Origin of the sequence: Micromonospora sp. URMC 105, from assembly GCF_051386295.1 — a bacterium.
In the GTDB taxonomy this organism is placed as follows: Bacteria; Actinomycetota; Actinomycetes; order Mycobacteriales; family Micromonosporaceae; genus Micromonospora.
Genome location: NZ_JBPQTL010000029.1, coordinates 1 through 21,391 on the forward strand (window position 1 = coordinate 1; position 21,391 = coordinate 21,391).

Here is a 21,391-nt window from a genome sequence, read left to right on the forward strand (position 1 = left end):
TCGGCACGGTCACCGACGTGGCCGACCCGGACCGGCTCGGGCGGGGCGGTGGTGAACCGGGTCAGGTGACCGTTGGCGTCGATGGTGTGCACCACCTCGGTCAGCACGTACACCCCGGCCACCGGGTCGGCGACCCCGGCCAGCTCGACGCGGCGGCCGGGGCGCAGCGCCGGGTCGCCCTCGGCGACCCCCTCGGCGGTGACCAGCGCGGCCACCCGGGCGTCCAGCCCGGCCTGGGCGATCGCGGCCAGCTCGTCGTCGCTGCGGCCCGGCTGGTCGACCGCCGTGCGCACCCCGTCCGCGCCGACGACCGCCGGGTCCGGGTCGAGCGGGATGCGCCGGCCGGTGCGCGCCACGTCGGCCCGCTGGCTGATCGGCTCGGCCCGCTGCGGATGCCAGCCCAGCGCCGCGCTCTCGGTGGCGGCCCGGTCCAGGTTGGCCGCGATCCGTACCGAGTGCAGGCTCCGGCCGAGGGTCAGCGGCAGCGGTTCGCCGTGACCGTCCAGGGTGACCAGCCGCAGCCGGTCGGAGTCGTCGGCGAGGTGCAGCCCGGCCCGGCCGGCGACCTCCAGCAGCAGGTCCAGGTCGCTGTGCCGGTGCTGGAGCACCCGCTCCAGGCGCGGTCCGTCGTCCTCGGCGTCGACGTCGAGCCCGGCCTCGGCGCACAGGTCCCGGGCCAGGTCGGCGGCGGTGACCGACTCGAAGACCCGCAACCGCTGCCGCTTGCGCAGCCGGTGCAGGGGCTGGTAGCCGCGCAGCCGGACCAGGGCGGCGCCGTCGGCGGCGTGCTCCACCTCGACGCAGGTCACCTCCCCGGAGAAGAGGGCGGCGTCGGCCAGCCGGACGTCGAGCGTCGCGCCGGTCGGCACCGCCGGGCCGGGGCCGAGGTCGAGCCCGGCCGGGCCGGGGCCGGCGGCGTACCCGACCTCGCACTGGGTCGGCTGGTCCAGCCGGGCGGCGACCCGCACCGACCGGAGCCGGCGCGCCTCCAGCGGTACGCCGTCGAGCAGCACCGTCGGCCAGGCGGTCACGGGGTACCTCCCGGCGGGGTCGGGGTGGTCGCGGCGGCGGTGAGCGGGGGCACCGCGAGGGCGGTACCGGCCGGCACGGTCAGCGGGTCGGTGATCCGGTTGTGCTCGGCGAGCAGCCGCCAGCGCAGCGGCGAGCCGAGCGCGTCGTGGGCGAGCAGGTCGAAGCGGACCCCGGAGTACCCGGGCACGGCGGAGCCGTCCCCGGCGGCCACCACCGCCGAGCCGGGCGCCGCGGTGGGGGTGCTGGCGGCGGCCAGTTCCTCGTCGAAGCCCTCCTGGGCCTCGTCGGCGGACTCCGCCACCCGAACCAGCTTCAGCCGCAGCCAGGACCGCCGGGGCGAGCCGCTGAGGGTGAACGCGTCGAACCGTTCGGCGATCGCGACGATGACGCCGGGCACGTTCCAGGTCTTGCCCCAGACCAGCCGGACCAGCGGCGGACGCAGCCAGCCGTGCGCGGCGGCGGAGTTCTCCGCCAGCATCCACAGCGGACGGGTGAGGGCGCGCACGTCCTCCGGGCGGGCCGGCGCGTCCACCAGGTCGGTGTCGAAGAGCAGGTCGAGCACCAGTTCGGTGCGGCCGCCGCCGGTGAAGACCAGCGGGTCGTCGGCGAGGCCGGCCCCGGTGAGCTGCCCGTCGCCGACGCCGCGCGGCCGTACCCCGGCCAGCCGGGTCACCTGCACGGTCTCCGGGTTGAGCAGGCAGTCCACCCGCACCCCGGACTCGTCGACCAGGAAGGCCACCCGTTCCATCAGGCCCCCCGCTGCTCGTGGTCGAGGCGGCGCAGCCGCTCACCGTCGTGGGCGTCGGGGGCCGGTCGCCACGCCGGGTCGTCGGGCAGCGCGGGCCACGGATCGGCGGCCCACGGCCCGGCCCGGCCCGCCGTGGTCGCTCCGGCCGGGGGTACGCCCTCCGCGCCGGTCCCGTCCGGCAGGACCGGCCACGGATTGGGCGCGGGGGCGGGCGGGACATTGGCGGGCCAGTTCTGGTCGAATCGCGCTGCCGGCCGGCGGTGGGTGGACCAGGATCGGCTGTCGAAGCCGATGTCCCCGATGGGCTGTCCGTCGTGCCCGACTGCGGTGGCGTGCTCGACCGCGGCTGCGGCATCGTCCGGACCGACCCTGCGCGTCCGGGCTCCCGCGACGTCGGCCGGGGTTCGGTCAGCCCTCCGCGCTCCCGTCGGCGCAGACCAGGGGGCTGGGAACCGGAGCGCGTCGATGCCGTCCCGGCCCGTCGCGTCCGGTCGGTACGCATCGGTTCCGGTGCCCGCCCGGCCGTCGGCTGTCGTGCCCGCGAAGGATGCGGTCGCCGGGAGCCGGCCGGTGGCCGGCTGGTCGACGGCGTCGATGCGCGGCTCGCCGGGACCGGGCGGCGGCAGTGCGTCCCGGTGCCGGTCGGCGCTGCCGTCGCCCGGCCCTGATCCGCCCGGACGGATCGGCCACCGCGATCGGGTGCAGTTGTTGTCGTGGGAGCGACAACAACTGCACCCGATCAGGCCGTCGGGCCGCGGGTGAGCGGCGGTGTCAGGCCCTGCGGACCGGTCGGCCTCGGCCGGCTGCCCACCGTGTCGCTCGGCCCGTCCGGACCGGTGGGGTGCTGATCGTCCGAGCCGGGTAGAGGCCGGCGGCGGTCCCGGTGGGGCGTCCGGCGCCGCGGCTCCCGTCCCGCCGGCCGGGCCAGGGCCGGGCGACGTGCCGTCGACCGGAAGGCTCGGCGCGGCGGTGCCGTCGACGCCGTCGGGCCGGTTGCTCGCCGTTTCGGCGTGGAAACCGGGGGCCACTCCGGAGTCGCCGGCGCACGAGCCCACGCCCGTGCCCGGCCGGTACCCCACGCCGGTGCCCGGATCGCCGGGCCGACAGCCCATGCCCGTGCCCGGATCGCCGGGCCGGTGGCCCACGCCCGTGCCGGGCTCGCCGGTCCTGCCTGCGCCCCGGGCGTGGGGCGATGAGCCGGCGGTGCCGTCGGGACGGCTCGGCGATGAGCCCGGGACTCCATCGCGGTCGCCGTGCCACCTGAGGTCGGCGGCGGCGGGGTCGCCGGGCCGTGCGCCCCCGTCGAGGTGGCCCCGCCACTGGCCAACGTCGGAGCCACCCGACCACGAGCCGGCAGCCGCGTCGGCGTCACCGGGCCACGAGCCGGCGCCAGGCCTCGACCGCACCGGGCCGGTCGAGGGCGGCGTGCCGGAGCCGGCGGGTACGTCGGCCAGATCGCCCCAAGGGTCGGACGGACCCGGCGGCGGTTCGGCGTCCGGCAGGGCGTCCGGGTCGACGTCCAGGCCGCGCAGCAGGCCGGGGGCGTGCGCGGCGACCAGGCGCAGCCAGTGCTCCGGCGGCTGGCCCGGCCGGCGCGGCACCTCCCGCGTCGCCTCGGCCGGCGGCAGGTCCGGCGCGGGCGGTGGGCCACCGGCGGTCGGGGCGGGATCCCACCGCTCGACCGCGTCGGCGGCGACCCGGAGCTGCCGGGCCAGCCAGCTACGCGGTCCTGGGCGCGGCGGCGGCACTGCCCGACTCCAGCTCCAGACCCTCGTACGCCAGGGTCAGCGCCTCGATGGCGATCTCCTGGGAGAGGGTGTGCAGGTGCGCGCCGCGCCACCGCATCGGCCACGCGTTGATCATGTTCCAGCGCAGCGCCTCGCTGGTGCCGGCGGCGTCGAGCAGCACCACCGAGACGTTGCGCCGGTTCACCGTCCCCCGGGCCGCGGCCTGCACCCAGTCCCACAGCTCGCGGGAGGAGGTGAGCCCGAAGTGCAGGGTCACCGGGGCGTAGTCGACCTGGCCGGGTACGGCCCGGATCCGGTCGTTGCCGGCCTCCCGGTACGCCCGCCGGGCGATCGTCACCTCCAAGCCGCTGACCTCGGTGAAGTGTCCGTTGGTGATGCCGTTGATGAGCAGCTTGAAGTTGTAGGCCCGGTACGGGTCGACCGGCGCGCCCGGTTGCGGCGTGGCGGGGGTGGTCATGTCAGCCTCCGATCGTCTCGGTCTCGGTGCCACCGGCCCACTGGCTCAGCTTGAACACCACGAACTCCGCGGGCTTGACCACCGCGATGCCGATGTGGGCGACCACCATGCCGGCGTCGCGGACGTCGGCCGGGTTGGTCTCCTCGTCGCACTTGACGAAGAACGCCTCCTCGGGCGTGCGCCCCAGCAGGGCCCCGTCGCGCCAGACCCGGGTGAGGAAGGCGCCGATGTCGCGCCGGATGGAGCGCCACAGCGAGAAGTCGTTCGGCTCGAAGACCATCCAGCGGGTGCCGTTGGCGATCGCCTGCTCGATGGAGATGGAGAGCCGCCGCACGTTGAGGTAGCGCCACTCGCTGGCCTCGGCGGCGAGCGTACGGGCGCCCCACACCCGGATGCCCTCGCCGGCGAAGTAGCGGATCACGTTGACGCCCTTCGGGTTGAGCACGTCGTGCTCCGGGCGGGTGACCAGGTACTCCAGGTCGACCGCCCCGCGTACCGGCTCGTTGGCCGGTGCCTTGTGCACCCCGCGCAGCCCATCCGTGCGGGCCCAGATGCCGGCCATGTGGCCGCTGGGCGGGGTGAGCACCAGCTCGCCGCTGAGCGGGTCGCGCACCCGCAGCCAGGGGAAGTAGCAGGTGCCGAAGTCCGACTGCCGGGGCCGGTACGCGGCGGTGCCGCCACCGTCGTCGTCGGCCGGTTTCGCCGTACCCTCGGCGGGTTTGCCGTCGGCGGCGCGGGGGGCGCGGGCGGAGCTCGGGGTGGCGACCCGGGTCAGCGCCGAGATGTCGTCGATGCCCGGGGACGGGTCGCAGATCGCCACCATGGTGCGCAGCCGCTCGGCCATGCTCAGCAGCGCCTCGTGCGAGACCGGGTCGTGGAAGCCGGGGGCGGCGAGGATGCTGACCTCGTCCACGGCCTCCAGCAGTTGCAGGCCGGCGCGGCGCTGGCCGCCGCCGGTGAGCTGGCCGCCCTCGCCGACGTTGACCACCCAGCACCGGGTCCCGCCGTTGTCGAGGAAGCCGAAGACGGCGCGGGCCAGCGGGGTGCTCTCCGGGCGCTCGCCGGCGGCGTAGAGCCGCAGGAACTCCGACCAGCTGTTCACCGGCAGCGCCCGGTCCACGTGGGCGCCGCGGTCCGGGGCGATGCCGACGAACGCGGCGGTGCTCATGCCGACCGGCCCGATCGGGCGGGCCCCGCTCGGCACCTCCTCGACGTAGATGCCGGGGGAGAAGTAGTTGGGCATCGGTCCTCCTGGTGCGCGGGGCGGTCCGGGTCAGCGGGCCGGGGGTTCGCAGACGATGACGAGGTCGGCCGCGGCCGGGTCGACCTCGGCGGTCAGGGTGTGGCCGCGGCCGACCAGGCGCAGCCGGACCGGGCCGGGTCGCTCCGGGTCGTCCGGTACGCCGGTGAGCCGGAACCGGCCGGCCGGGTCGGTGTGCGTGGCCTGCCCGGTGCCGACCAGCTCGACCCGCATCGCGGCGAGGGGCTGTTGCTGCGGGCCGACCACCCGGCCGTCCAGGGTGCGCATCGGCAGCTGCCGCAGCCGCAGCGGGCGCAGCACCGGCGGCGCCGTCGGCAGCGGCCGGGCCACCTGCGCCGGTACGTCGATCAGCAGCGCCGGCCGGGGCGGCACGCCGAACGCCCGCCAGAGGCCGGGGTCGCCGGCCTCCAGCAGCACCTCCGGCTCGCCGCCGGCGACGGCGGCGGCGAGCACCCGGTCCAGCCGGGGCAGCGCCGCCGGGCCGCCGGCGCAGAGCAGGTAGCGCACCGTGAAGCGGTACGGCTCCCGGTTGCCGGTGCCGCGGGTCTGCCGGCCGGGCCGCAGGTCCAGCGGCCAGAGCGTCAGCCCGTCGGCGGGTCCGCCGTCGGCGGGCGGGCCGACCGGGACGACCTCGCCCGCCGCCATGGCCAGCCACGCCGCCAGGTCGGCGGTGGCCGCCTCGACCGGTCCACGCCCGTCGTCGGTCATCGCGGCGGGGTCCCCTGGATCCGGTACGCGATCGCCTCGTTCCACACGTGCGGGTAGACGCCGATCTCGAAGTACCGGGTGAAGCGGTTGATCGGCGCGTTGGTGTGGTCGTGCCAGAGCAGCCACACCGGGGCGATGGTGAAGAGCACGTAGTTGAGCAGGACCAGCGGGATGTAGAGCGGGCCGAGCAGCCGGCCCTGGAAGATGTGCACGTCCTCGTGCCGCTGGATGCCCGCGTTGGAGCCGGCGCAGACCGTGCCGATGGTGGTGGCGTACCGCGGGGAGACGCCCTCCACGACGTTGACCCGGCAGCTGTGCTGCGAGGTGGTCCGGTCGAGCTGGTGGCCGAAGATCAGGTGCACGGCGAGGTAGACCGCGCCGACGGCGGTGTTCAGCAGGCTCCAGGTGTGGTCCACCACGAAGAGCCAGACGCCGCGGGCGTCCGGGCCGTAGACCCGGGCCGAGGCGACCGCCCAGCCGAACGGGCCGCCGACGAGCAGCCCGGCGACGGCGCCGATCAGCAGGCCGAGGGTGCCGCCGGCCCAGCCGCCGAGCGCGGCGCCGAGGACGATGTGGACGGCGGCGCTGATGATTCCGAAGACCATGACGCTCACCTCTCTCAGACCCAGGAACGGATGTAGCGGGGCTCGCCGCCGCCCTGGGCGATCCGGGCCGGCGACGCCTGCGTCGCCTGCCGGTTGCCCGGGGGCAGTTGGTTGATGCCGAGGGCGGCGGAGAAGATGATCAGCCCGTTGAAGAACGCGATGATCCACTTTTCGGCGCCGGCGTCCGCGGCGAACGCCGCGGTCAGGTAGGACAGCGCCAGGGCGACGCCCAGGGCGATCCACTTGCGGGCCTTGTCGCCCGCGGGTCCGAGCAGCCCGCCGACGACGTTGGCGGTCAGCAGGGTGGCGGCGCTCGCGCCGGTGAGGCTGCCGAGGGCGGGCCAGGTGAAGAGATCGTTCATGGCGATCTCCCTTCGGGTGGTGCCGGGAGGGGGTGTGGTGGTGGTGAGGTGCGGCGGCGGGCGAGGCGGACCGGGCCCGACCGCCCGGGTGGTGGCGTGATCCGACCCGCGGAGGTCAGACCGGCCCCGGATGCTGCGCCGGTGGCGTCGCGGCCGGCGTGCCGGGCGTACCCGACGGCGTCGAGGCGGCGGTCGCGGGACGGCGGCGTCGGCGCAGCAGCAGGACGGCGACGACCGCGCCGGCCAGGAGCAGGACGAGCACGGCCCCGACGACCAGGAGCCAGGGGAATGAGCCGGCCGAGTCACCGCCGGTGGCGGCGGCCCCGGACGGCGAGGGCTTCGGCGGGGCCTCGGCCACCGCCCGCAACTCGGCCGGCTTGTCGCGGTTGGCGCCGACCTTCCAGGTGACCGAGCGGCCGGTGACCGTGCCGTTGGTGTCGAGCACGCGGCCGGGGAAGGTCACGGAAATCTCGAACGACATCAACTGCATGAACGCGGCCTGGTTCCGTGGATCCTGTTCGGCCACTTTCCCGCCGTATTTCTTCGGATCGAGCGGGATGGTGAATCGGTAGAGATCGCCGTCCCGGACCAGTTTCACGCTCTCGCCGCTGAATTTCTCCAACGGAGTGCGGCGGTAGGTGATCTGGGAACCGTAGTAGCGCTCGTCCTCGTAGACGCGCTCCTCGCCCGCCGGCAGGGCGGGGATGTTCTGCCGCAGCTCGGCAAAGCCGACCTGCACCGTCCTGTTGTTGCTGGTCAACAGCCGCTTCTCGGCGGTCAGCAGCAGCTGCCCGTCGATCGTGTCGTCGGCGTTGACGGTCAGGCCGATGTGGAGCTGCATGCATCCGGTGAGCAGTGCCACCAGGGCGAGACACACCGCCAGGCGGAATGCCCTGCCGCGGTCGAGTCCCGTATTCATGCCAGCAGTGTGTGTGATCGCCCTCACTATCCGCAGTCAGCGATCAGTCACAACCGTGTCACCGATCTTACCGGCCCGCTCTCCCTTTCGGCTGACACCGAAAATGGGCGCGGTCGGTATTCTGGAGGGTTGGCCCGGCGCAATTTCGACGCTCCGCCTCGGGAGGTCGGTGACGGAATACGGCCAGGGTGGACGGTGCCCCGTCGCGTGCCGCCGCCAGGCGACGGGCCGACCCGACGGCGGCGGGCCGGCATCGAGGTGTGGCTGTGCGAAACGCTTGCCGAACCGATCCTGGATATCTAGTATCCAGGATATGAAGATGGCCGAGGGCGTCGAGTGGGCGCTGCACAGCTGCCTCAACATGACCTGGCTGGAGCCGGGGCGAGCGGTGTCGGCCGCCCGGCTGGCCGCGTTCTACGGGCTCCCCGCGGCATACCTCAACAAGCAGTTGCAGGCCCTGGTGCGGGCCGGGATCCTCCAGTCCGTCTCCGGTCCGCGCGGCGGGTTCCGACTGGCCCGCGCCCCCGAGGAAATCACCCTGCTCGACGTGGTGACCGCCATCGAGGGGGCGGAGGAGGCCTTCCGCTGCGCGCAGATCCTCCGCCAGGGGCCGGGAGGACGCGCCGACGTCGACTACCGGCAGGCCTGCCTGATCTCCCAGGCGATGCGCCGCGCCGACCTGGCCTGGCGGCGGGAGCTGGCCGGACAGACCCTCGCGCAGCTGCGGGAGGCGGTCGGTGACCGCTACCCGGACACCCCGGCGAACACCCGTGAGCGCCTCGTCGCGCCCCCGTCCTGACCATCGTTGCCATCGAAAGGCGAGCACCAATGACCACGGCACCCCTGCATGTCCGCGCCGACGACGCCACCGTCCTCGCCGACGGTCCGACCAGCCTGATCACGCTGCTCGGCGACGCCGGCGAGACCGGCGGCGCGCTCACCGCCAACCGGGCCACCTTGCACACCGGCTCGCCCGGCGCCCCACCGCACCTGCACACCCGCGCCGCCGAGACCTTCTTCGTCCTCGACGGGGTCCTCGACGTGCTGGTGGCCGATGAGATCCGCACCCTGCGCCGCGGCGACTTCCTGCTCGTCCCCGCGCACACCCCGCACGCCTTCGCCCCGGCCCGCGGCGAGTCCGCCGACGTGCTGGTGGTCTTCACCCCCGGTATCGACCGGTTCGACTACTACCGGCTCCTCGAGCGGGTGTACCGGGGCGAGGCCGACCCGGCCGAGATCGCCGCCAGCGGACAGCGCTACGACAACCACTACGTCGACAGCCCGCTGTGGCGCGACCGCCCCTGACCGCGCCGCCCGCCGGGCCCGCCGCGGCGGGCCCGGCGACTAGGCTGAGACGGGTGCACCCCGTCGCCTGCGTGCTGCTCGTCGACCCGGCCGGCCGGCTGCTGTTGCAGCTGCGCGACGGGCACGCCCCGTACCACCCGCACGTCTGGGGGCTGCCGGGCGGGCACTGGGAGCCGGGGGAGACGGTCGCGGAGACCGCGGCCCGCGAGCTGTACGAGGAGAGCGGGCTGCGCCCCGACGGCGAACTGCGCCTCTTCGCCAGCCAGGAGGTGCCGGAGGTGAGCCGGGTGAAGCACTACTTCTGCGGCTCCACCCGGGCCCGGCAGGAGGACGTGGTGCTCGGCGAGGGCGCGGCGATGCTCTTCGTCCCGGCCGGCGAGGTGCTCGACGGCCGGCCGTACACCCCCGGCACCGTCGAGGTGCTGACCCGTTTCCTGGTCTCGCCCGAGTACGCCGGCCTGGCCGCCGCCGCTCGCTGACCGCCCGATCCGTCGCAGCCCGGGCCGGGCTGCCTCAGTCGCGCGGCGGGCGCCAGTCGGCGTGCCGGGCCGCCTGACGCAGCGCGACGCGGGACGGGACGAGCCGGATCAGGGTGTCGCGGAGCGCGACCGCGACCGGGTGGTCCAGCTGCTGGCCGACGCGGCCGGCGCGGGCCGAGGCCCGGGCCACCGACTGGCTGCGCGGGCGGCGTTCCCGGTCGTAGCGGGCGAGCGCGGCGTCGAGGTGCGCGGGGCCGCCGGCGCAGGCCACCCCGAGGGTGACCGCGTCCTCGATCGCCTGGCAGGCGCCCTGACCCAGGTACGGGGTCATCGCGTGCGCCGCGTCGCCCAGCAGCGCCACCCGGCCCCGCACGTACGTCGGCAGCGGCGTGCCGAGGTGGTACAGGTCGTGTCGCAGCACCTGCTCGGGCCGGGTGGCGGCCAGCAGCGCCGGGATCGGGTCGTGCCAGTGGCCGAAGCGCTTCCGCACGGCGGCCAGCTCGTCGGGGGCCCGGCCGCCGGGCGGGGCGGTGACGGCGGCGTACCAGTAGACGTGGTCCGCGCCGAGCGGCACCATGCCGAACTCCGCGCCCGGACCCCAGCTCACCGCGGTCGGCAGCGGCTCGGACCACCGGATCGCCGCCCGCCAGGCGGTCGCCCCGGCGTACACCGGTGCGGGGTGCTCCGGCCAGAGCCGGGCGCGCACGACCGAGCGCAGCCCGTCGGCGCCGACCACCAGGTCGGCCGCCAGCTCGGCGGGCTCGTCGTGCCACCGGTGCTGCACCACGGCGCCGTCGGGGCCGGTCGTCACGTCGACCACCTCGGCGTCGGTGCGCAGCGCGGCCGGCGGCAGGGCGTCGCGCAGCACGGCGTGCAGCCGGCCCCGGTGCACGCCGAGGGCGGTCGTGCCCACCTGCCGGGTCAGCTCGGCGGCGGCCACCCGGGACAGCCAGCGTCCACTGCGGGTCCGCAGCCCGCCAGGGGCCTCGGCCCGGCCGTGCGCGCGCACCGCCTCCCCGACGCCGAGCGCGTCCAGCCCGCGCAGTGCGTTGGACATCAGGGTCAGCCCGGCGCCCACCTCGCGCAGCTCGGGCGCGCGCTCGAGCACGGTGATCCGCCAGCCCGCCCGGTGCAGGGCGAGGGCGGCGGCCAGCCCGCCGATGCCGCCGCCGACCACCACCGCGTGTCCGTCCATGCCGACCGCCCTTCTACACCTGTAGAAGTTCATACTACAACTGTAGAACGACGACGAGGAGGCCCGGGATGAGCGGTCGGTCCGCGCGGGTGGCGGCGTTGGCCGACGCGGCCATCGCGCTGCTCGCCGAGGGCGGGATGCGGGCACTCACCCACCGGGCCGTCGACACCCGGGCCGGGGTGCCGCTGGGCACCACCTCGGCGTACCTGCGGACCCGGCAGGCGCTGATCGAGGCGGTGGTGCGCCGCCTGGTCGACCTGGACCAGGCCGACCTGGCCGACCGGGAACTGCCCACCGAGGCGCCGCCGGCCGGGCCGCCGCCCCGGCTCACCCCGGCCGACCTCGACCGGCTCGCCGAGGCCACGGCGCAGGTGCTGGACCGCTGGCTCACCACCGGCCGGGACCGCAGCCTGGCCCGCTACGCCTGCCTGCTGGAAGCCGTGCACCGGCCCGAGCTGCGCCGGATCCTGACGCACGGCACCGTGCTGCGCGAGCAGGCCCGGGCGCTGCTGGCCGGCGCCGGGGCGGCCGACCCGCGGCGGCAGGGCGACCAGTTCGTGGCCTTCGTCGACGGGCTGCTCTTCGACCGCCTCGTCGGCGCCGGCGCGCTCAGCGCGCCCCCGCCCGGCAGCCCGGAGAGCCGCGAGGACCTGCGCGCCGCCGTACGCGCCCTGCTCCGCGCCTTCACCGGCGCCTGACCCGTGCGGACGACGCCCGCTCCGACCGGCCGCGTCGTGGCGCGGATCGAGGGGGTCAGCCGGCCGGGGTCCGGGTGCGATGCTCCCGGGGGCTGATGCCGCGTACCCGGCGGAAGGCGGTGCTCAGCGCGAACGGGCTGCCGTAGCCGACCCGGCGGGCCACCGCGCCGAGCGTGGCGTCCGGCTCACGCAGCAGGTCCGCCGCGAGGCTCAGCCGCCAGCCGATGAGGTACGCCATCGGCGGCTCGCCGACCAGTTCGGTGAAGCGGCGGGCCAGCGCGGCCCGGGACACCCCGACCTCGGCGGCCAGCGACGCCACCGTCCAGGGGCGCGCCGGATCGGCACGCAGCAGGCGCAGGGCCGGCCCGACCACCGGATCGGCCGCCGCCGCGTACCAGGAGGGGGTCGCGCCCGGCCGGTCGAACCAGGTCCGCAGGACGGCGATCAGCAGCAGGTCGAGCAGCCGGTCCAGGACGGCCTCCTGCCCGGGGGAGTCGCGCACCACCTCCTCGGCGAGCAGCCCGACCAGCGGGCTGCGCCACTCGTCGGCGCGGACCACCAGCAGCGCGGGCAGGGCGGCGAGCAGCCGCCGGTTGACCTCGCCCGGCAACTGGTACGTCCCGGTCAGCAGCGCCGTCCCGCCCGGCGTCCCGGTGCCCCAGGTCCGCACCCCCGCCGCCGGGGTGGTGGTGAACGGCTCGCCGCGCAGGGTGGTGCACCGCTGGCCCGGATGGATGACCACCTGCGGTGCGGTGGCCGGGTCGTCGGCGACGGTGTACCCGTCCGGGCCGCGCAGCACCGCCACGTCGCCGGGGCGCAGCAGCTCGGCCGGGCTGGCGTCGGGCACCACCCAGGCGGTGCCGCGCACCACGGCCACCACGGTCAGCGGGGCCCGGTCCTCGATGCGCAGCGCGAACGGCGGGTCGAGCAGCGAGCGGAGCAGGAACGCGCCCCGGGCGCGGGGGCCGTCGAGCAGCCCGGTCAGCGGATCCACAGCGGCGATCGTAGACGCGCGCGTATGCCCGCACGACGGCGAACCATTCAGCGTCTCACCGCCGATCGGTTGACTGTCCCCATGACGGAACACCTGACGACACTCGTCCTCGGCGGCACCGGCAAGACCGGCCGGCGGGTCGCCCGGCGGCTCACCGCGCTCGGCGTACCCACCCGGATCGGCTCGCGGGCCGGCGCGCCCCCCTTCGACTGGACCGACCGGGACACCTGGGCCCCGGCGCTGCGCGGCGCCGGCGCGGTCTACCTCGCGTACCAGCCGGACCTGGCCGCGCCCGGCGCCGTCGAGGCGGTGGGCGACCTCGCCCGGCTGGCCGTCGCGCACGGCGTGCGGCGGGTGGTGCTGCTCTCCGGGCGCGGCGAGCCCGAGGCGGCCGAGGCCGAGCGGGCCGTCGCCGCCGGCGGGGTCGACCCCACGGTGCTGCGGGCCAGCTGGTTCGCCCAGAACTTCAGCGAGGGACACCTGGTGGAGCCGGTGCGCGCCGGCGTGCTCGCGCTGCCCGTCGGTGACGTGCCGGAGCCCTTCGTCGACGCCGACGACATCGCCGAGGTCGCCGTCGCCGCCCTGACCACTGACCGGCACGCCGGCCGGACGTACGAGCTGACCGGCCCCCGGCTGCTGACCTTCGCCGAGGCGGTCGCCGAGATCGCCGCCGCCGGCCGCCCCGTGCGGTTCGTCCCGGTCACCAGCGCCGCGTACGCGGCCGAGCTGACCGCCGCGGGCGTCGCAGCGGAGGAGGTGGCGCTGCTGACGTACCTGTTCACCGAGGTCCTCGACGGCCGCAACGCCCGGCTGGACGACGGCGTCCAGCGGGTGCTCGGCCGCCCGCCGCGCGACTTCCGGGCGTACGCGGAGCAGGCGGCCGCGGCCTGGCGCCCCTGACCGCCGGGGCGGGTCGACGGGCCCGCGCCTGACCAGCATGTGGTAAGGAGCGCATCCCGCTTGTGGTCGTGACGATTCCGGTGTGTGATCGACAGCGAGACGTCGTATCACCGGAAGGACTGCACGTGAGCCCACTCCTCACCGCGCCGAGCCCCGCCGTACCCGGGCGGGTGCTGGCCGCCCGCACCGGCGTCGCGGTGGTCTTCGCCCTCAACGGCCTCGCCGTCGCGTCCTGGTTCTCCCGGGTCCCGGCGGTCCGCGAGGCCCTCGGGCTCAGCGCCGGCCGGCTCGGCCTGCTGCTGCTGGCCATGTCCGGCGGCGCGGTGCTGGCCCTGACCACCGCCGGACTGGTGACCCAGCGCCTCGGCGCGGCCCGCACGGTGGTGGCGTCCACCGTGCTGGTGGCGGTCGGGATGGCCGGGGTCGGGGTGGCCACCGGCGTGGCCGGCTCGCTGCCCGGCGTCGCGGTCGGCCTGTTCGCCCTCGGCTACGGCTCCGGTACCTGCGACGTGGCGATGAACGTCGAGGGCGCCGCGGTCGAGAAGCGGCTGGGACGCACGATCATGCCGCGCTTCCACGCCGCCTGGAGCCTCGGCTCGGTGGCCGGCGCCGCCATCGGCGCCGGGGCCGCCCGCCTCGCCGTGCCGATCGACGTGCACCTGGCGGTGCTGGCGGCGGTCGTGCTCGGCGGCACCCTGCTCGGCGCCCGGGCGTTCCTGCCCGCCCAGCCCACCGGCGATTCCGCCGCCTCCCGGCGCGGTGGCCTGCTCGCCGCCTGGCGGGAGCCGCGCACCCTGCTCCTCGGCCTGCTGGTGCTGGTGATGGCGTTCGCCGAGGGCAGCGCCAACGACTGGCTCGCGGTCGCCTTCGTCGACGGGTACGGCACGAGCGAGGCCGTCGGCGCCGCCGTCTTCGCGGTCTTCGTCACGGGTATGACGCTCGGCCGGACCGTCGGCACCGTGGCCCTCGACCGCTGGGGACGGGTGCCGGTCCTGGTGGCCACCATCCTGCTCGCCGCGTTCGGCGCGGCGGTGGCGGTGCTGGCCGGCTCCGGGCCGGTGGCGATCGCCGGCGTGGCGCTCTGGGGGCTCGGCGCCTCGCTGGGCTTCCCGGTGGGGATGAGCGCCGCCGCCGACGACGAGGAGCGGGCGCCGGCGCGGGTCAGTGTGGTCGCGGTGCTGGGCTACACGTCGTTCCTCGCCGGGCCGCCCCTGCTCGGCCTGCTCGGCGACCGGGTCGGCATTCTGAACGCGCTGCTGGTGGTGCCGCTGCTGCTGCTGCCGACCCTGGCTCTGGTGCCGGTGACCCGCCCGCCGGCGCACCCCGCCAGCAGATAAAACCTAACAGCGACCGGCCGCAGGCGGTATCGGGTGCGCGGCCGACTGCGCCGCGCACCCGCGCTGGCTAGGGTCGCCGGATGCCTACCGACGAGATCACCGCGACCGCCGCGGGCAGCTGGACCCTGGGTGACCGCGCCGTGCGCCGGATGGGGTTCGGCTCCATGCGGACCACCGCCGACCCCGACCCCGGCCGCGCCGTCCGGGTGCTGCGCCGCGCCGTGGAGCTGGGCGTGAACCACATCGACACCGCCGCCTTCTACGTCTCGCCCGGCGGCACCCTCGACGTCGGCACCGGCCCCGCCCGGTACGCCACCGAGCTGATCCGCGCCGCGCTCGCCCCGTACCCGGAGGACCTGGTGATCACCACCAAGGTCGGCTTCGCGTACGACCCGGCGACCGGGCTGCGCGAGGACGTCACGCCCGCCGGGCTGCGCGCCCAGGTGGAGGAGAACCTGCGCCGGCTCGGCCGCGACCACCTCGACGTGGTGAACCTGCGCATCGTCAAGCGGCCCGGGCGGGACTCGGTCGCGGAGTCCTTCGGCGTGCTGGCCGAGCTGCGCGACGCCGGGCTGATCCGCCACCTCGGGCTCTCCAACGTCCGCCTCGACCACCTCGACGAGGCGCAGGCCGTCGCCCCGGTGGTCTGCGTGCAGAACAGCTACGCCATCGACAACCGGGGCGACCAGGACGCCCTGCTGCGCGAGTGCGGCTCGCGCGGAGTGGCGTACGTGCCGTTCTTCGCCCTCGCCGGCACCCGGCGGGAGGCGGGCGCGGCGGCCGAGCACGTCACCGCCGTCCACGCCGTCGCGCGGGCCCACGGCGTCACCCCGCACCAGGTCCGCCTCGCCTGGACCCTGCACCAGGGGCCGCACGTGCTGGCCATCCCCGGCACCGGCGACGAGGCACACCTGGCGCAGAACGTCGCGGCCGGGGCGCTGCGGCTCTCCGCCGAGGAGCTGGCCGCGCTCGGCTGAGTACCCACGGTCAGGTCACTGTCACCGTCCTCGCAGCGGACTGCCAGGCCAGGGTGCTCCACTGGAGGGACGCCGAGGAGAGGAGCGGGCAGATGGGCTGGTTCAACCGGCGGTTGCGGACCGCCGTCCCCACCCCGACCAAGCTCGACCGGGAGGCCACCCTCGAGGACCTGACCGCGCTGGAGCAGTTCGTGACGAGCCGGCACGGCGTGGAGTTCTACCTGGAGCCGGAGACCATCGCCACCGACACCACGGTGGTGGCGATCGCCCACGACGGCGAGTGGATCCGCCGCCGTACCGGCACGCCGCAGGCGGCGGCGAAGCTGGCCGGCCGGCACGCCGTGCCGCTCTACGAGGCGACGAAGACCGGATATCCGGAGCGGATGCGGGTCTGGAACCGGGCCCACCCGGAACGCCGGATGCGCTGACCGCTCACCCCTGCACGGCGGCCCGGGCCTCGTCGAGGGTCATCGGGTCGGCGTGGCTGGAGACGTACCAGTGGTAGCGGTCGTCGAGCAGCCGGCGTACCAGCGCCAGGTCGGGGGCGTCACCGTCCTGGCGCAGGTGCCACGGCGGCGGGTAGAAGCAGTCGCCGAGCAGCATGACCCCCGAGTCGGGCACCAGCACCACCGTCGAGTCCGGGGCGTGCCGGCCGCCGACGTGACGCAGCCGTACGCCGGTGGGCAGCTCCAGCTCGTCGGTGAAGGTGCGGGTGGGCGGCAGCACCGCGAAGTCGTCCCAGGAGTCCATGGCCAAGGCGCGGGCCCGGAAGCTGGGGCCCAGGCGCGGCTCGGCGCGGACCTGCTCGCGTAGGTAGCGATGGCTCCACGGGCGGGCCGCCTCCGCGCGCAGCAGACGCTCCCCGGCGAGGTGGCCGACGATTTGCACGCCCGGCCAGGCGCAGGCGCCCCACACGTGGTCCCAGTGGTGGTGGGTGTAGACCAGCCAGCGCGGCTCGGGCAGCCCCGCCGCCGTCAGCGCGGCGCGGATCTCCCGGGCGTGGCCCGGGCTCTGCCCGGCGTCGACCAGCACGCTGCCGCGCTCGTGGGTGATCAAGGCCACGCTCGGCCGGACGGCCTCCGGGTCGGGATCGCCCGGGTAGTGCCAGACCCGGCCGGCGAGATGGTGGAACGTGGGGTCGGCGATGGCTGGGGTCCTTTCCCGATCGACCGTCGACGCTTTGGCCGGCGGGACCGATCGTAGGCGCCCGGTCCCCGGTCGATGGCCCCGGCGCCGACGCTGACCGGCGGATACCCGCCCGCACCGTCCCCTTTGCTCTGCTGCCGCCCCGGCGACGGCGCAGCGTTGCCGGTGTCGCCTCCGGGGCAGCAGAGCAAAGGGTGCGCGGCATCGAGGCCGGACATTGTCCGACGTGCGGGAAAAGGCGCCGGTGATCGCCGGGCTTCGATGGGCCGGCGCGTTCGGTGCCGCCCCGGGCGGCGTTGACCCGACGCCGAGGGGTGTGGCAGCATTCGCGGCCTGACGGCAGTGAAGGAAGCCGGTGCGATTCCGGCGCGGTCCCGCCACTGTCACCGGGGAGCGATCCCCCCTCGCGAGTCACGGCCGTGTTCCTGCGGCTTGGAAGGCCGGGGGAGAGCGTCGATCCGGAAGCCAGGATACTTCGGCCGTCGAGTGACCCAAGGGCGTGGACACCCGAGGAGGACCCGATGACGCGCAGCGTCTCCACCGTCGACGAGCTCCGTCGTACCCGTTCCGTGTGCTGTGTCGCGCCCCCGCCCGGCCGCGCCGTCGCGCCGGCCACCGGCCCGGACACCCCGACCGGGGCCCGCTCCCCGCGTACCGCCGTTCACCGCTGACCTCCGCGCCGTGCCGCCCACCGGCTGACCGCCGGTGACCGGCCCGGCGGTTCGTCGTACCCGCTGAACTGCGCCCCCCTCGCCCCGCCCGACCGTCCCCGCGCCGGTCCGGGCGTTACTCTCCGGAGCCGTCCGTGCGCATCCTGCTGCTCTCCACCGCCGACACCGACCTGCTCGCCGCCCGCGCCAGCGGCGCCGGCTACCGGCTGGCCAACCCCGCCCGGGTCGCCGCCGACACCGTGCCGGCGCTGCTCGACGGGGTCGACCTCGCCGTCGTACGCCTGCTCGGCGGCCGGCAGGCGTGGCCGGACGGGCTGGCCGCCGTGCTCGCCTCCGGCGTGCCCACGGTCGTGCTCGGCGGTGAGGCGGTGCCCGACGCGGAGCTGATGGCCGTCTCCACGGTGGCCTCCGGGGTGGCCACCCAGGCGCTGTCCTACCTGGTCGAGGGGGGCCCGGCGAACCTGGCCGAGCTGGCCCGCTTCCTCTCCGACACGGTGCTGCTCACCGGCGAGGGCTTCGATCCGCCCGCGCCCACCCCGGCCTACGGCGTCCACGGTGACCGGACCGCCGGAGTGTCGGCGGCGGCCGGCGCGGCCACGGCGGCCCGCCCCACCGTCGGGATCGTCTTCTACCGGGCGCACGCCCTCGCCGGGAACACCGGCTTCGTCGACGTGCTCGCCGACGCGGTCGAGGCGGCCGGCGGCGATCCGCTGCCGATCTTCTGCGGCTCACTGCGCGGGCTGCGCCCCGGCGAGGGGCCGCTGCCCCTCTTCGCCCGCTGCGACGCCCTGGTCGTCACCGTGCTCGCCGCCGGCGGCGCCGTGGCCGCGGACGCCTCCGGCGGGGGCGACGAGGACGCCTGGGACGTCGGCGCGCTCGCCGCCCTCGACGTGCCGATCGTGCAGGCGCTCTGCCTCACCAGCACCCGGGAGCAGTGGGCCGGCAGCGACGCCGGACTCTCCCCGTTGGACGCCGCGATGCAGGTGGCCATCCCCGAGTTCGACGGGCGGATCGTCACCGTGCCGTTCTCGTTCAAGCGCATCGACGCCGACGGGCTCTCGGTCTACGCCGCCGACGCGGAGCGGGCCGCCCGGGTGGCCGGCATCGCCGTCCGCCAGGCCCGCCTGCGGCACGTGCCCAACGCCGACAAGCGCCTAGCGGTCGTGCTCAGCTCGTACCCGACCAAGCACTCCCGGGTCGGCAACGCCGTCGGACTGGACACCCCCGCCTCGGCGGTACGCCTGCTCACCGCCCTCGCCGAGGCCGGCTACGACCTGGGCGACGAGCCGGTCCCCACCGACGGGGACGCGCTGATCCACGCGCTGATCGCCGCCGGCGGGCACGACGTCGAGTGGCTCACCCCGGAGCAGCTCGCCGCCGCCGAGGCGCGGGTGCCCGGGCCGACCTACCGGCGCTGGTTCGCCCGGGTGCCGGCGCCGCTGCGGGAGCGGATGCGCACCCACTGGGGCGAGCCGCCCGGCGAGCTCTACACCGACGGCGACGACCTGGTCCTGGCCGGGCTGCGCTTCGGCAACGTGGTGCTGATGATCCAACCGCCGCGCGGCTTCGGCGAGAACCCGATCGCGATCTACCACGACCCCGACCTGCCGCCCAGCCACCACTACCTGGCCGCGTACCGCTGGCTGGCCGCGCCGGTGGCCGACGGCGGCTTCGGCGCGGACGCGGTGGTGCACCTCGGCAAGCACGGCACCCTGGAATGGCTGCCCGGCAAGGGCCTCGGGCTGGCCGCCGACTGCGCCCCCGACGCGGTCCTCGGCGACCTACCGCTGGTCTACCCGTTCATCGTCAACGACCCCGGCGAGGGGACCCAGGCCAAGCGGCGGGCGCACGCCGTCGTCGTCGACCACCTCGTGCCGCCGATGGCCCGCGCCGAGACGTACGGCGACCTGGCGCGGCTCGAACAGCTCCTCGACGAGTACGCAGGAGTGCAGGCGCTCGACCCGGCCAAGGTGCCCACCGTGCGGGCGCAGATCTGGGAGCTGGTCCGCGCCGCCGAGCTGCACCACGACCTGCACACCGAGGACATGCCCGCCGCCGACGACTTCGACGACTTCGTGCTGCACCTCGACGGGTACCTCTGCGAGGTCAAGGACGTGCAGATCCGCGACGGGCTGCACATCCTCGCCGAGGCGCCCACCGGCGAGGCCCGGGTCAACCTCGTCCTCGCCGTGCTGCGCGCCCCCCAGGTCTGGGGCGGCACCCGCGCCCTGCCCGGCCTGCGCCAGGCGCTCGCCGCCGCGTACGGGCTGGACGAGCAGGACCTGCTCGCCGAGCCGGGACGGCGCATCGCCGTGCCCGAGCCGCTCACCGAGGCGGCCGACGGGCCGGCCGGCACCGCCGCCGACGCCGTCGACCTGATCGAGGCCCTGGCCCGCCGGCTCGTCGTCGGCATGGAGACCCTCGGCTGGGACGCCGACAAGGTCGACGCGGTGGTCGAGGAGGTCACCGGCCGGGCGATCGGCGACGCCGCCGACGTGCTGCGCTTCGCCGCCCGCGAGGTGGTGCCCCGGCTGGCCCGGACCACCGACGAGATCGACCGGTTGCTCGGCGCGCTCGACGGCCGGTTCGTGCCGCCCGGCCCGTCCGGCTCACCCACCCGCGGCCTGGTCAACGTGCTCCCCACCGGCCGCAACTTCTACTCCGTCGACCCCAAGGCCATCCCGTCGCGCAACGCCTGGGACGTCGGGGTGGCCCTAGCGGACTCGCTGCTCGCCCGGCACCTGGCCGACACCGGCGCGTACCCCCGCTCGGTGGGACTCACCGTCTGGGGCACCAGCGCCATGCGGACCCAGGGCGACGACATCGCCGAGGTGCTGGCCCTGCTCGGCTGCCGGCCGGTCTGGGACGACCGCTCCCGCCGGGTCACCGGCGTCGAGGTGGTGCCGGTGGCCGAGCTGGGCCGCCCCCGGGTCGACGTCACCGTGCGCATCTCCGGCTTCTTCCGCGACGCCTTCCCGCACGTCGTGGCGCTGCTCGACGACGCGGTACGCCGGGTCGCCGCCCTCGACGAGCCGGCCGAGAAGAACTACGTCCGCGCCCACGTGGCCGCCGACCTCGCCGAGCACGGCGACGAGCGGCGGGCCACCGCCCGGATCTTCGGCTCCAAGCCGGGGGCGTACGGGGCGGGGCTGCTGCCGCTGATCGACGCCCGGAACTGGCGCACCGACGCCGACCTCGCCGAGGTGTACGCCGTCTGGGGCGGCTACGCCTACGGCCGGGGGCTGGACGGGCGGGAGGCGCGCGCCGACATGGAACGCTCCTTCGCCCGCATCGCCGTCGCCGTGAAGAACCAGGACACCCGCGAGCACGACATCGTCGACTCCGACGACTACTTCCAGTACCACGGCGGGATGGTGGCGATGGTCCGCCACCTCACCGGCGCCGCGCCCGCCGCGTACGTGGGCGACTCGGCGATGCCGCACGACGTGCGTACCCGCACCCTCGGCGAGGAGACCCGGCGGGTGTTCCGGGCCCGGGTGGTCAACCCGAAGTGGATCGCCGCGATGCGCCGGCACGGCTACAAGGGCGCGTTCGAGCTGGCCGCCACCGTGGACTACCTGTTCGGCTACGACGCCACCGCCGGCGTCGTCGACGACTGGATGTACGAGCACCTGGCCGCCGCGTACGTCTTCGACGAGACCACCCGCGAGTTCCTGGAGCAGTCCAACCCGTGGGCGCTGCGCGGCATCACCGAGCGGCTGCTGGAGGCCGCCGACCGGGGGCTGTGGGCCGCGCCCGAGCCGGCCACCCTCGACCGGCTCCGCGACACGTACCTGGCTGGCGAGGGCGACCTGGAGGACCGGCAGTGAGCGCGAGGAGTGAGCCGGG

At 75.8% G+C, this 21,391-nt stretch carries 21 protein-coding genes and 1 riboswitch; of the genes, 10 read left to right on the forward strand and 11 right to left on the reverse strand.

Annotated features, from left to right (window positions below; translation table 11 throughout):
• The 8 genes from ACSNN7_RS12370 to ACSNN7_RS12405 all read right to left on the reverse strand — a co-directional run.
• On the reverse strand, positions 1–1,031 hold a 1,031-nt coding region (locus tag ACSNN7_RS12370), incomplete at its 3' end, for a phage late control D family protein (RefSeq protein WP_436680881.1).
• The gene (locus tag ACSNN7_RS12375; RefSeq protein WP_436680882.1) at positions 1,028–1,780 is read right to left on the reverse strand and encodes a CIS tube protein; all 753 of its coding nucleotides are present in this window, start codon (positions 1,778–1,780) and stop codon (positions 1,028–1,030) included. The genes ACSNN7_RS12375 and ACSNN7_RS12370, both read right to left, overlap by 4 nt.
• A 1,719-nt stretch (positions 1,781–3,499) precedes the next feature.
• A complete protein-coding gene (locus ACSNN7_RS12380) occupies positions 3,500–3,985 on the reverse strand; it encodes a phage tail protein (RefSeq protein WP_088961616.1) in 486 nt (161 codons plus the stop codon).
• Position 3,986: 1 nt separating this feature from the next.
• Complete coding sequence (locus ACSNN7_RS12385; protein ID WP_436680883.1) at positions 3,987–5,228, reverse strand: phage tail sheath family protein; 1,242 nt, start codon at positions 5,226–5,228, stop codon at positions 3,987–3,989.
• Between the two features lie 30 nt (positions 5,229–5,258).
• On the reverse strand, positions 5,259–5,954 hold the full coding sequence (locus tag ACSNN7_RS12390) for a carboxypeptidase-like regulatory domain-containing protein (protein WP_436680884.1): 696 nt from the start codon (positions 5,952–5,954) through the stop codon (positions 5,259–5,261).
• Positions 5,951–6,559, reverse strand: coding sequence for a glycine zipper family protein (locus ACSNN7_RS12395; protein WP_436680885.1), 609 nt, complete (start codon positions 6,557–6,559; stop codon positions 5,951–5,953). Before ACSNN7_RS12395 ends, ACSNN7_RS12390 begins: the two co-directional genes overlap by 4 nt.
• 14 nt (positions 6,560–6,573) lie before the next feature.
• A complete protein-coding gene (locus ACSNN7_RS12400) occupies positions 6,574–6,921 on the reverse strand; it encodes a hypothetical protein (RefSeq protein ID WP_436680886.1) in 348 nt (115 codons plus the stop codon).
• A 115-nt stretch (positions 6,922–7,036) separates the two neighbouring features.
• Positions 7,037–7,783 carry an LppM family (lipo)protein gene (locus tag ACSNN7_RS12405; protein WP_436680887.1) on the reverse strand — a complete coding sequence of 249 codons (747 nt, stop codon included), beginning with the start codon at positions 7,781–7,783 and terminating at the stop codon, positions 7,037–7,039.
• A 370-nt stretch (positions 7,784–8,153) separates the two neighbouring features.
• Here ACSNN7_RS12405 and ACSNN7_RS12410 point away from each other — a divergent pair, with 370 nt between their 5' ends.
• The 3 genes from ACSNN7_RS12410 to ACSNN7_RS12420 are packed head-to-tail and all read left to right on the forward strand — an operon-like array spanning position 8,154 to position 9,624.
• Complete coding sequence (locus tag ACSNN7_RS12410) at positions 8,154–8,639, forward strand: RrF2 family transcriptional regulator (RefSeq protein WP_436680888.1); 486 nt, start codon at positions 8,154–8,156, stop codon at positions 8,637–8,639.
• Between the two features lie 29 nt (positions 8,640–8,668).
• Positions 8,669–9,145 carry a cupin domain-containing protein gene (locus ACSNN7_RS12415; protein WP_154936386.1) on the forward strand — a complete coding sequence of 159 codons (477 nt, stop codon included), beginning with the start codon at positions 8,669–8,671 and terminating at the stop codon, positions 9,143–9,145.
• Between the two features lie 53 nt (positions 9,146–9,198).
• Complete coding sequence (locus ACSNN7_RS12420; protein ID WP_436680889.1) at positions 9,199–9,624, forward strand: NUDIX domain-containing protein; 426 nt, start codon at positions 9,199–9,201, stop codon at positions 9,622–9,624.
• Positions 9,625–9,658: 34 nt separating this feature from the next.
• Here ACSNN7_RS12420 and ACSNN7_RS12425 read toward each other — a convergent pair whose 3' ends face one another.
• Positions 9,659–10,852, reverse strand: coding sequence for an FAD-dependent monooxygenase (locus ACSNN7_RS12425; protein ID WP_436680890.1), 1,194 nt, complete (start codon positions 10,850–10,852; stop codon positions 9,659–9,661).
• Positions 10,853–10,887: 35 nt separating this feature from the next.
• On the opposite strand from ACSNN7_RS12425, the gene ACSNN7_RS12430 reads away from it, so the two are divergent.
• Entirely contained in the window at positions 10,888–11,517 is a 630-nt protein-coding gene (locus ACSNN7_RS12430; protein ID WP_436680891.1) for a TetR/AcrR family transcriptional regulator, read from the forward strand.
• A gap of 55 nt (positions 11,518–11,572) precedes the next feature.
• Here the strand turns inward: ACSNN7_RS12430 and ACSNN7_RS12435 are convergent, their stop codons facing one another.
• Positions 11,573–12,511, reverse strand: coding sequence for an AraC family transcriptional regulator (locus ACSNN7_RS12435; protein ID WP_436680892.1), 939 nt, complete (start codon positions 12,509–12,511; stop codon positions 11,573–11,575).
• A gap of 81 nt (positions 12,512–12,592) precedes the next feature.
• Between ACSNN7_RS12435 and ACSNN7_RS12440 the strand changes: the two genes are divergently transcribed.
• From ACSNN7_RS12440 to ACSNN7_RS12455, 4 genes are all read left to right on the forward strand, one after another.
• On the forward strand, positions 12,593–13,411 hold the full coding sequence (locus ACSNN7_RS12440; RefSeq protein ID WP_436680893.1) for an SDR family oxidoreductase: 819 nt from the start codon (positions 12,593–12,595) through the stop codon (positions 13,409–13,411).
• A gap of 125 nt (positions 13,412–13,536) precedes the next feature.
• Positions 13,537–14,748 (forward strand): MFS transporter, encoded by a 1,212-nt coding sequence (locus ACSNN7_RS12445; protein WP_436680894.1) that lies wholly within the window; start codon positions 13,537–13,539, stop codon positions 14,746–14,748.
• An 80-nt stretch (positions 14,749–14,828) separates the two neighbouring features.
• Positions 14,829–15,725, forward strand: coding sequence for an aldo/keto reductase (locus tag ACSNN7_RS12450; RefSeq protein ID WP_436680895.1), 897 nt, complete (start codon positions 14,829–14,831; stop codon positions 15,723–15,725).
• Between the two features lie 92 nt (positions 15,726–15,817).
• Positions 15,818–16,153 carry a hypothetical protein gene (locus tag ACSNN7_RS12455; RefSeq protein ID WP_436680896.1) on the forward strand — a complete coding sequence of 112 codons (336 nt, stop codon included), beginning with the start codon at positions 15,818–15,820 and terminating at the stop codon, positions 16,151–16,153.
• 4 nt (positions 16,154–16,157) lie between these two features.
• Here the strand turns inward: ACSNN7_RS12455 and ACSNN7_RS12460 are convergent, their stop codons facing one another.
• Positions 16,158–16,787 (reverse strand): MBL fold metallo-hydrolase, encoded by a 630-nt coding sequence (locus ACSNN7_RS12460; RefSeq protein WP_436680897.1) that lies wholly within the window; start codon positions 16,785–16,787, stop codon positions 16,158–16,160.
• 429 nt (positions 16,788–17,216) lie between these two features.
• Positions 17,217–17,347, forward strand: a riboswitch (cobalamin riboswitch).
• Positions 17,348–17,392: 45 nt separating this feature from the next.
• Here ACSNN7_RS12460 and ACSNN7_RS12465 point away from each other — a divergent pair.
• A complete protein-coding gene (locus ACSNN7_RS12465; RefSeq protein WP_436680898.1) occupies positions 17,393–17,542 on the forward strand; it encodes a hypothetical protein in 150 nt (49 codons plus the stop codon).
• Positions 17,543–17,676: 134 nt separating this feature from the next.
• Entirely contained in the window at positions 17,677–21,372 is a 3,696-nt protein-coding gene (gene cobN, locus ACSNN7_RS12470; protein ID WP_436680899.1) for a cobaltochelatase subunit CobN, read from the forward strand.
• The last annotated feature ends 19 nt before the right edge of the window (positions 21,373–21,391 follow it).

What these genes read in the sequence shown, in the direction of transcription:
- ACSNN7_RS12375 (WP_436680882.1), bottom strand. Translation starts at nt 1,780, where the DNA reads ATGGAACGGGTGGCCTTCCTGGTCGACGAGTCCGGGGTGCGGGTGGAC.
- ACSNN7_RS12380 (WP_088961616.1), bottom strand. Translation starts at nt 3,985, where the DNA reads ATGACCACCCCCGCCACGCCGCAACCGGGCGCGCCGGTCGACCCGTAC.
- ACSNN7_RS12385 (WP_436680883.1), bottom strand. Translation starts at nt 5,228, where the DNA reads ATGCCCAACTACTTCTCCCCCGGCATCTACGTCGAGGAGGTGCCGAGC.
- ACSNN7_RS12390 (WP_436680884.1), bottom strand. Translation starts at nt 5,954, where the DNA reads ATGACCGACGACGGGCGTGGACCGGTCGAGGCGGCCACCGCCGACCTG.
- ACSNN7_RS12395 (WP_436680885.1), bottom strand. Translation starts at nt 6,559, where the DNA reads ATGGTCTTCGGAATCATCAGCGCCGCCGTCCACATCGTCCTCGGCGCC.
- ACSNN7_RS12400 (WP_436680886.1), bottom strand. Translation starts at nt 6,921, where the DNA reads ATGAACGATCTCTTCACCTGGCCCGCCCTCGGCAGCCTCACCGGCGCG.
- ACSNN7_RS12410 (WP_436680888.1), top strand. Translation starts at nt 8,154, where the DNA reads ATGAAGATGGCCGAGGGCGTCGAGTGGGCGCTGCACAGCTGCCTCAAC.
- ACSNN7_RS12415 (WP_154936386.1), top strand. Translation starts at nt 8,669, where the DNA reads ATGACCACGGCACCCCTGCATGTCCGCGCCGACGACGCCACCGTCCTC.
- ACSNN7_RS12425 (WP_436680890.1), bottom strand. Translation starts at nt 10,852, where the DNA reads ATGAACTTCTACAGGTGTAGAAGGGCGGTCGGCATGGACGGACACGCG.
- ACSNN7_RS12430 (WP_436680891.1), top strand. Translation starts at nt 10,888, where the DNA reads ATGAGCGGTCGGTCCGCGCGGGTGGCGGCGTTGGCCGACGCGGCCATC.
- ACSNN7_RS12440 (WP_436680893.1), top strand. Translation starts at nt 12,593, where the DNA reads ATGACGGAACACCTGACGACACTCGTCCTCGGCGGCACCGGCAAGACC.
- ACSNN7_RS12450 (WP_436680895.1), top strand. Translation starts at nt 14,829, where the DNA reads ATGCCTACCGACGAGATCACCGCGACCGCCGCGGGCAGCTGGACCCTG.
- ACSNN7_RS12455 (WP_436680896.1), top strand. Translation starts at nt 15,818, where the DNA reads ATGGGCTGGTTCAACCGGCGGTTGCGGACCGCCGTCCCCACCCCGACC.
- ACSNN7_RS12465 (WP_436680898.1), top strand. Translation starts at nt 17,393, where the DNA reads ATGACGCGCAGCGTCTCCACCGTCGACGAGCTCCGTCGTACCCGTTCC.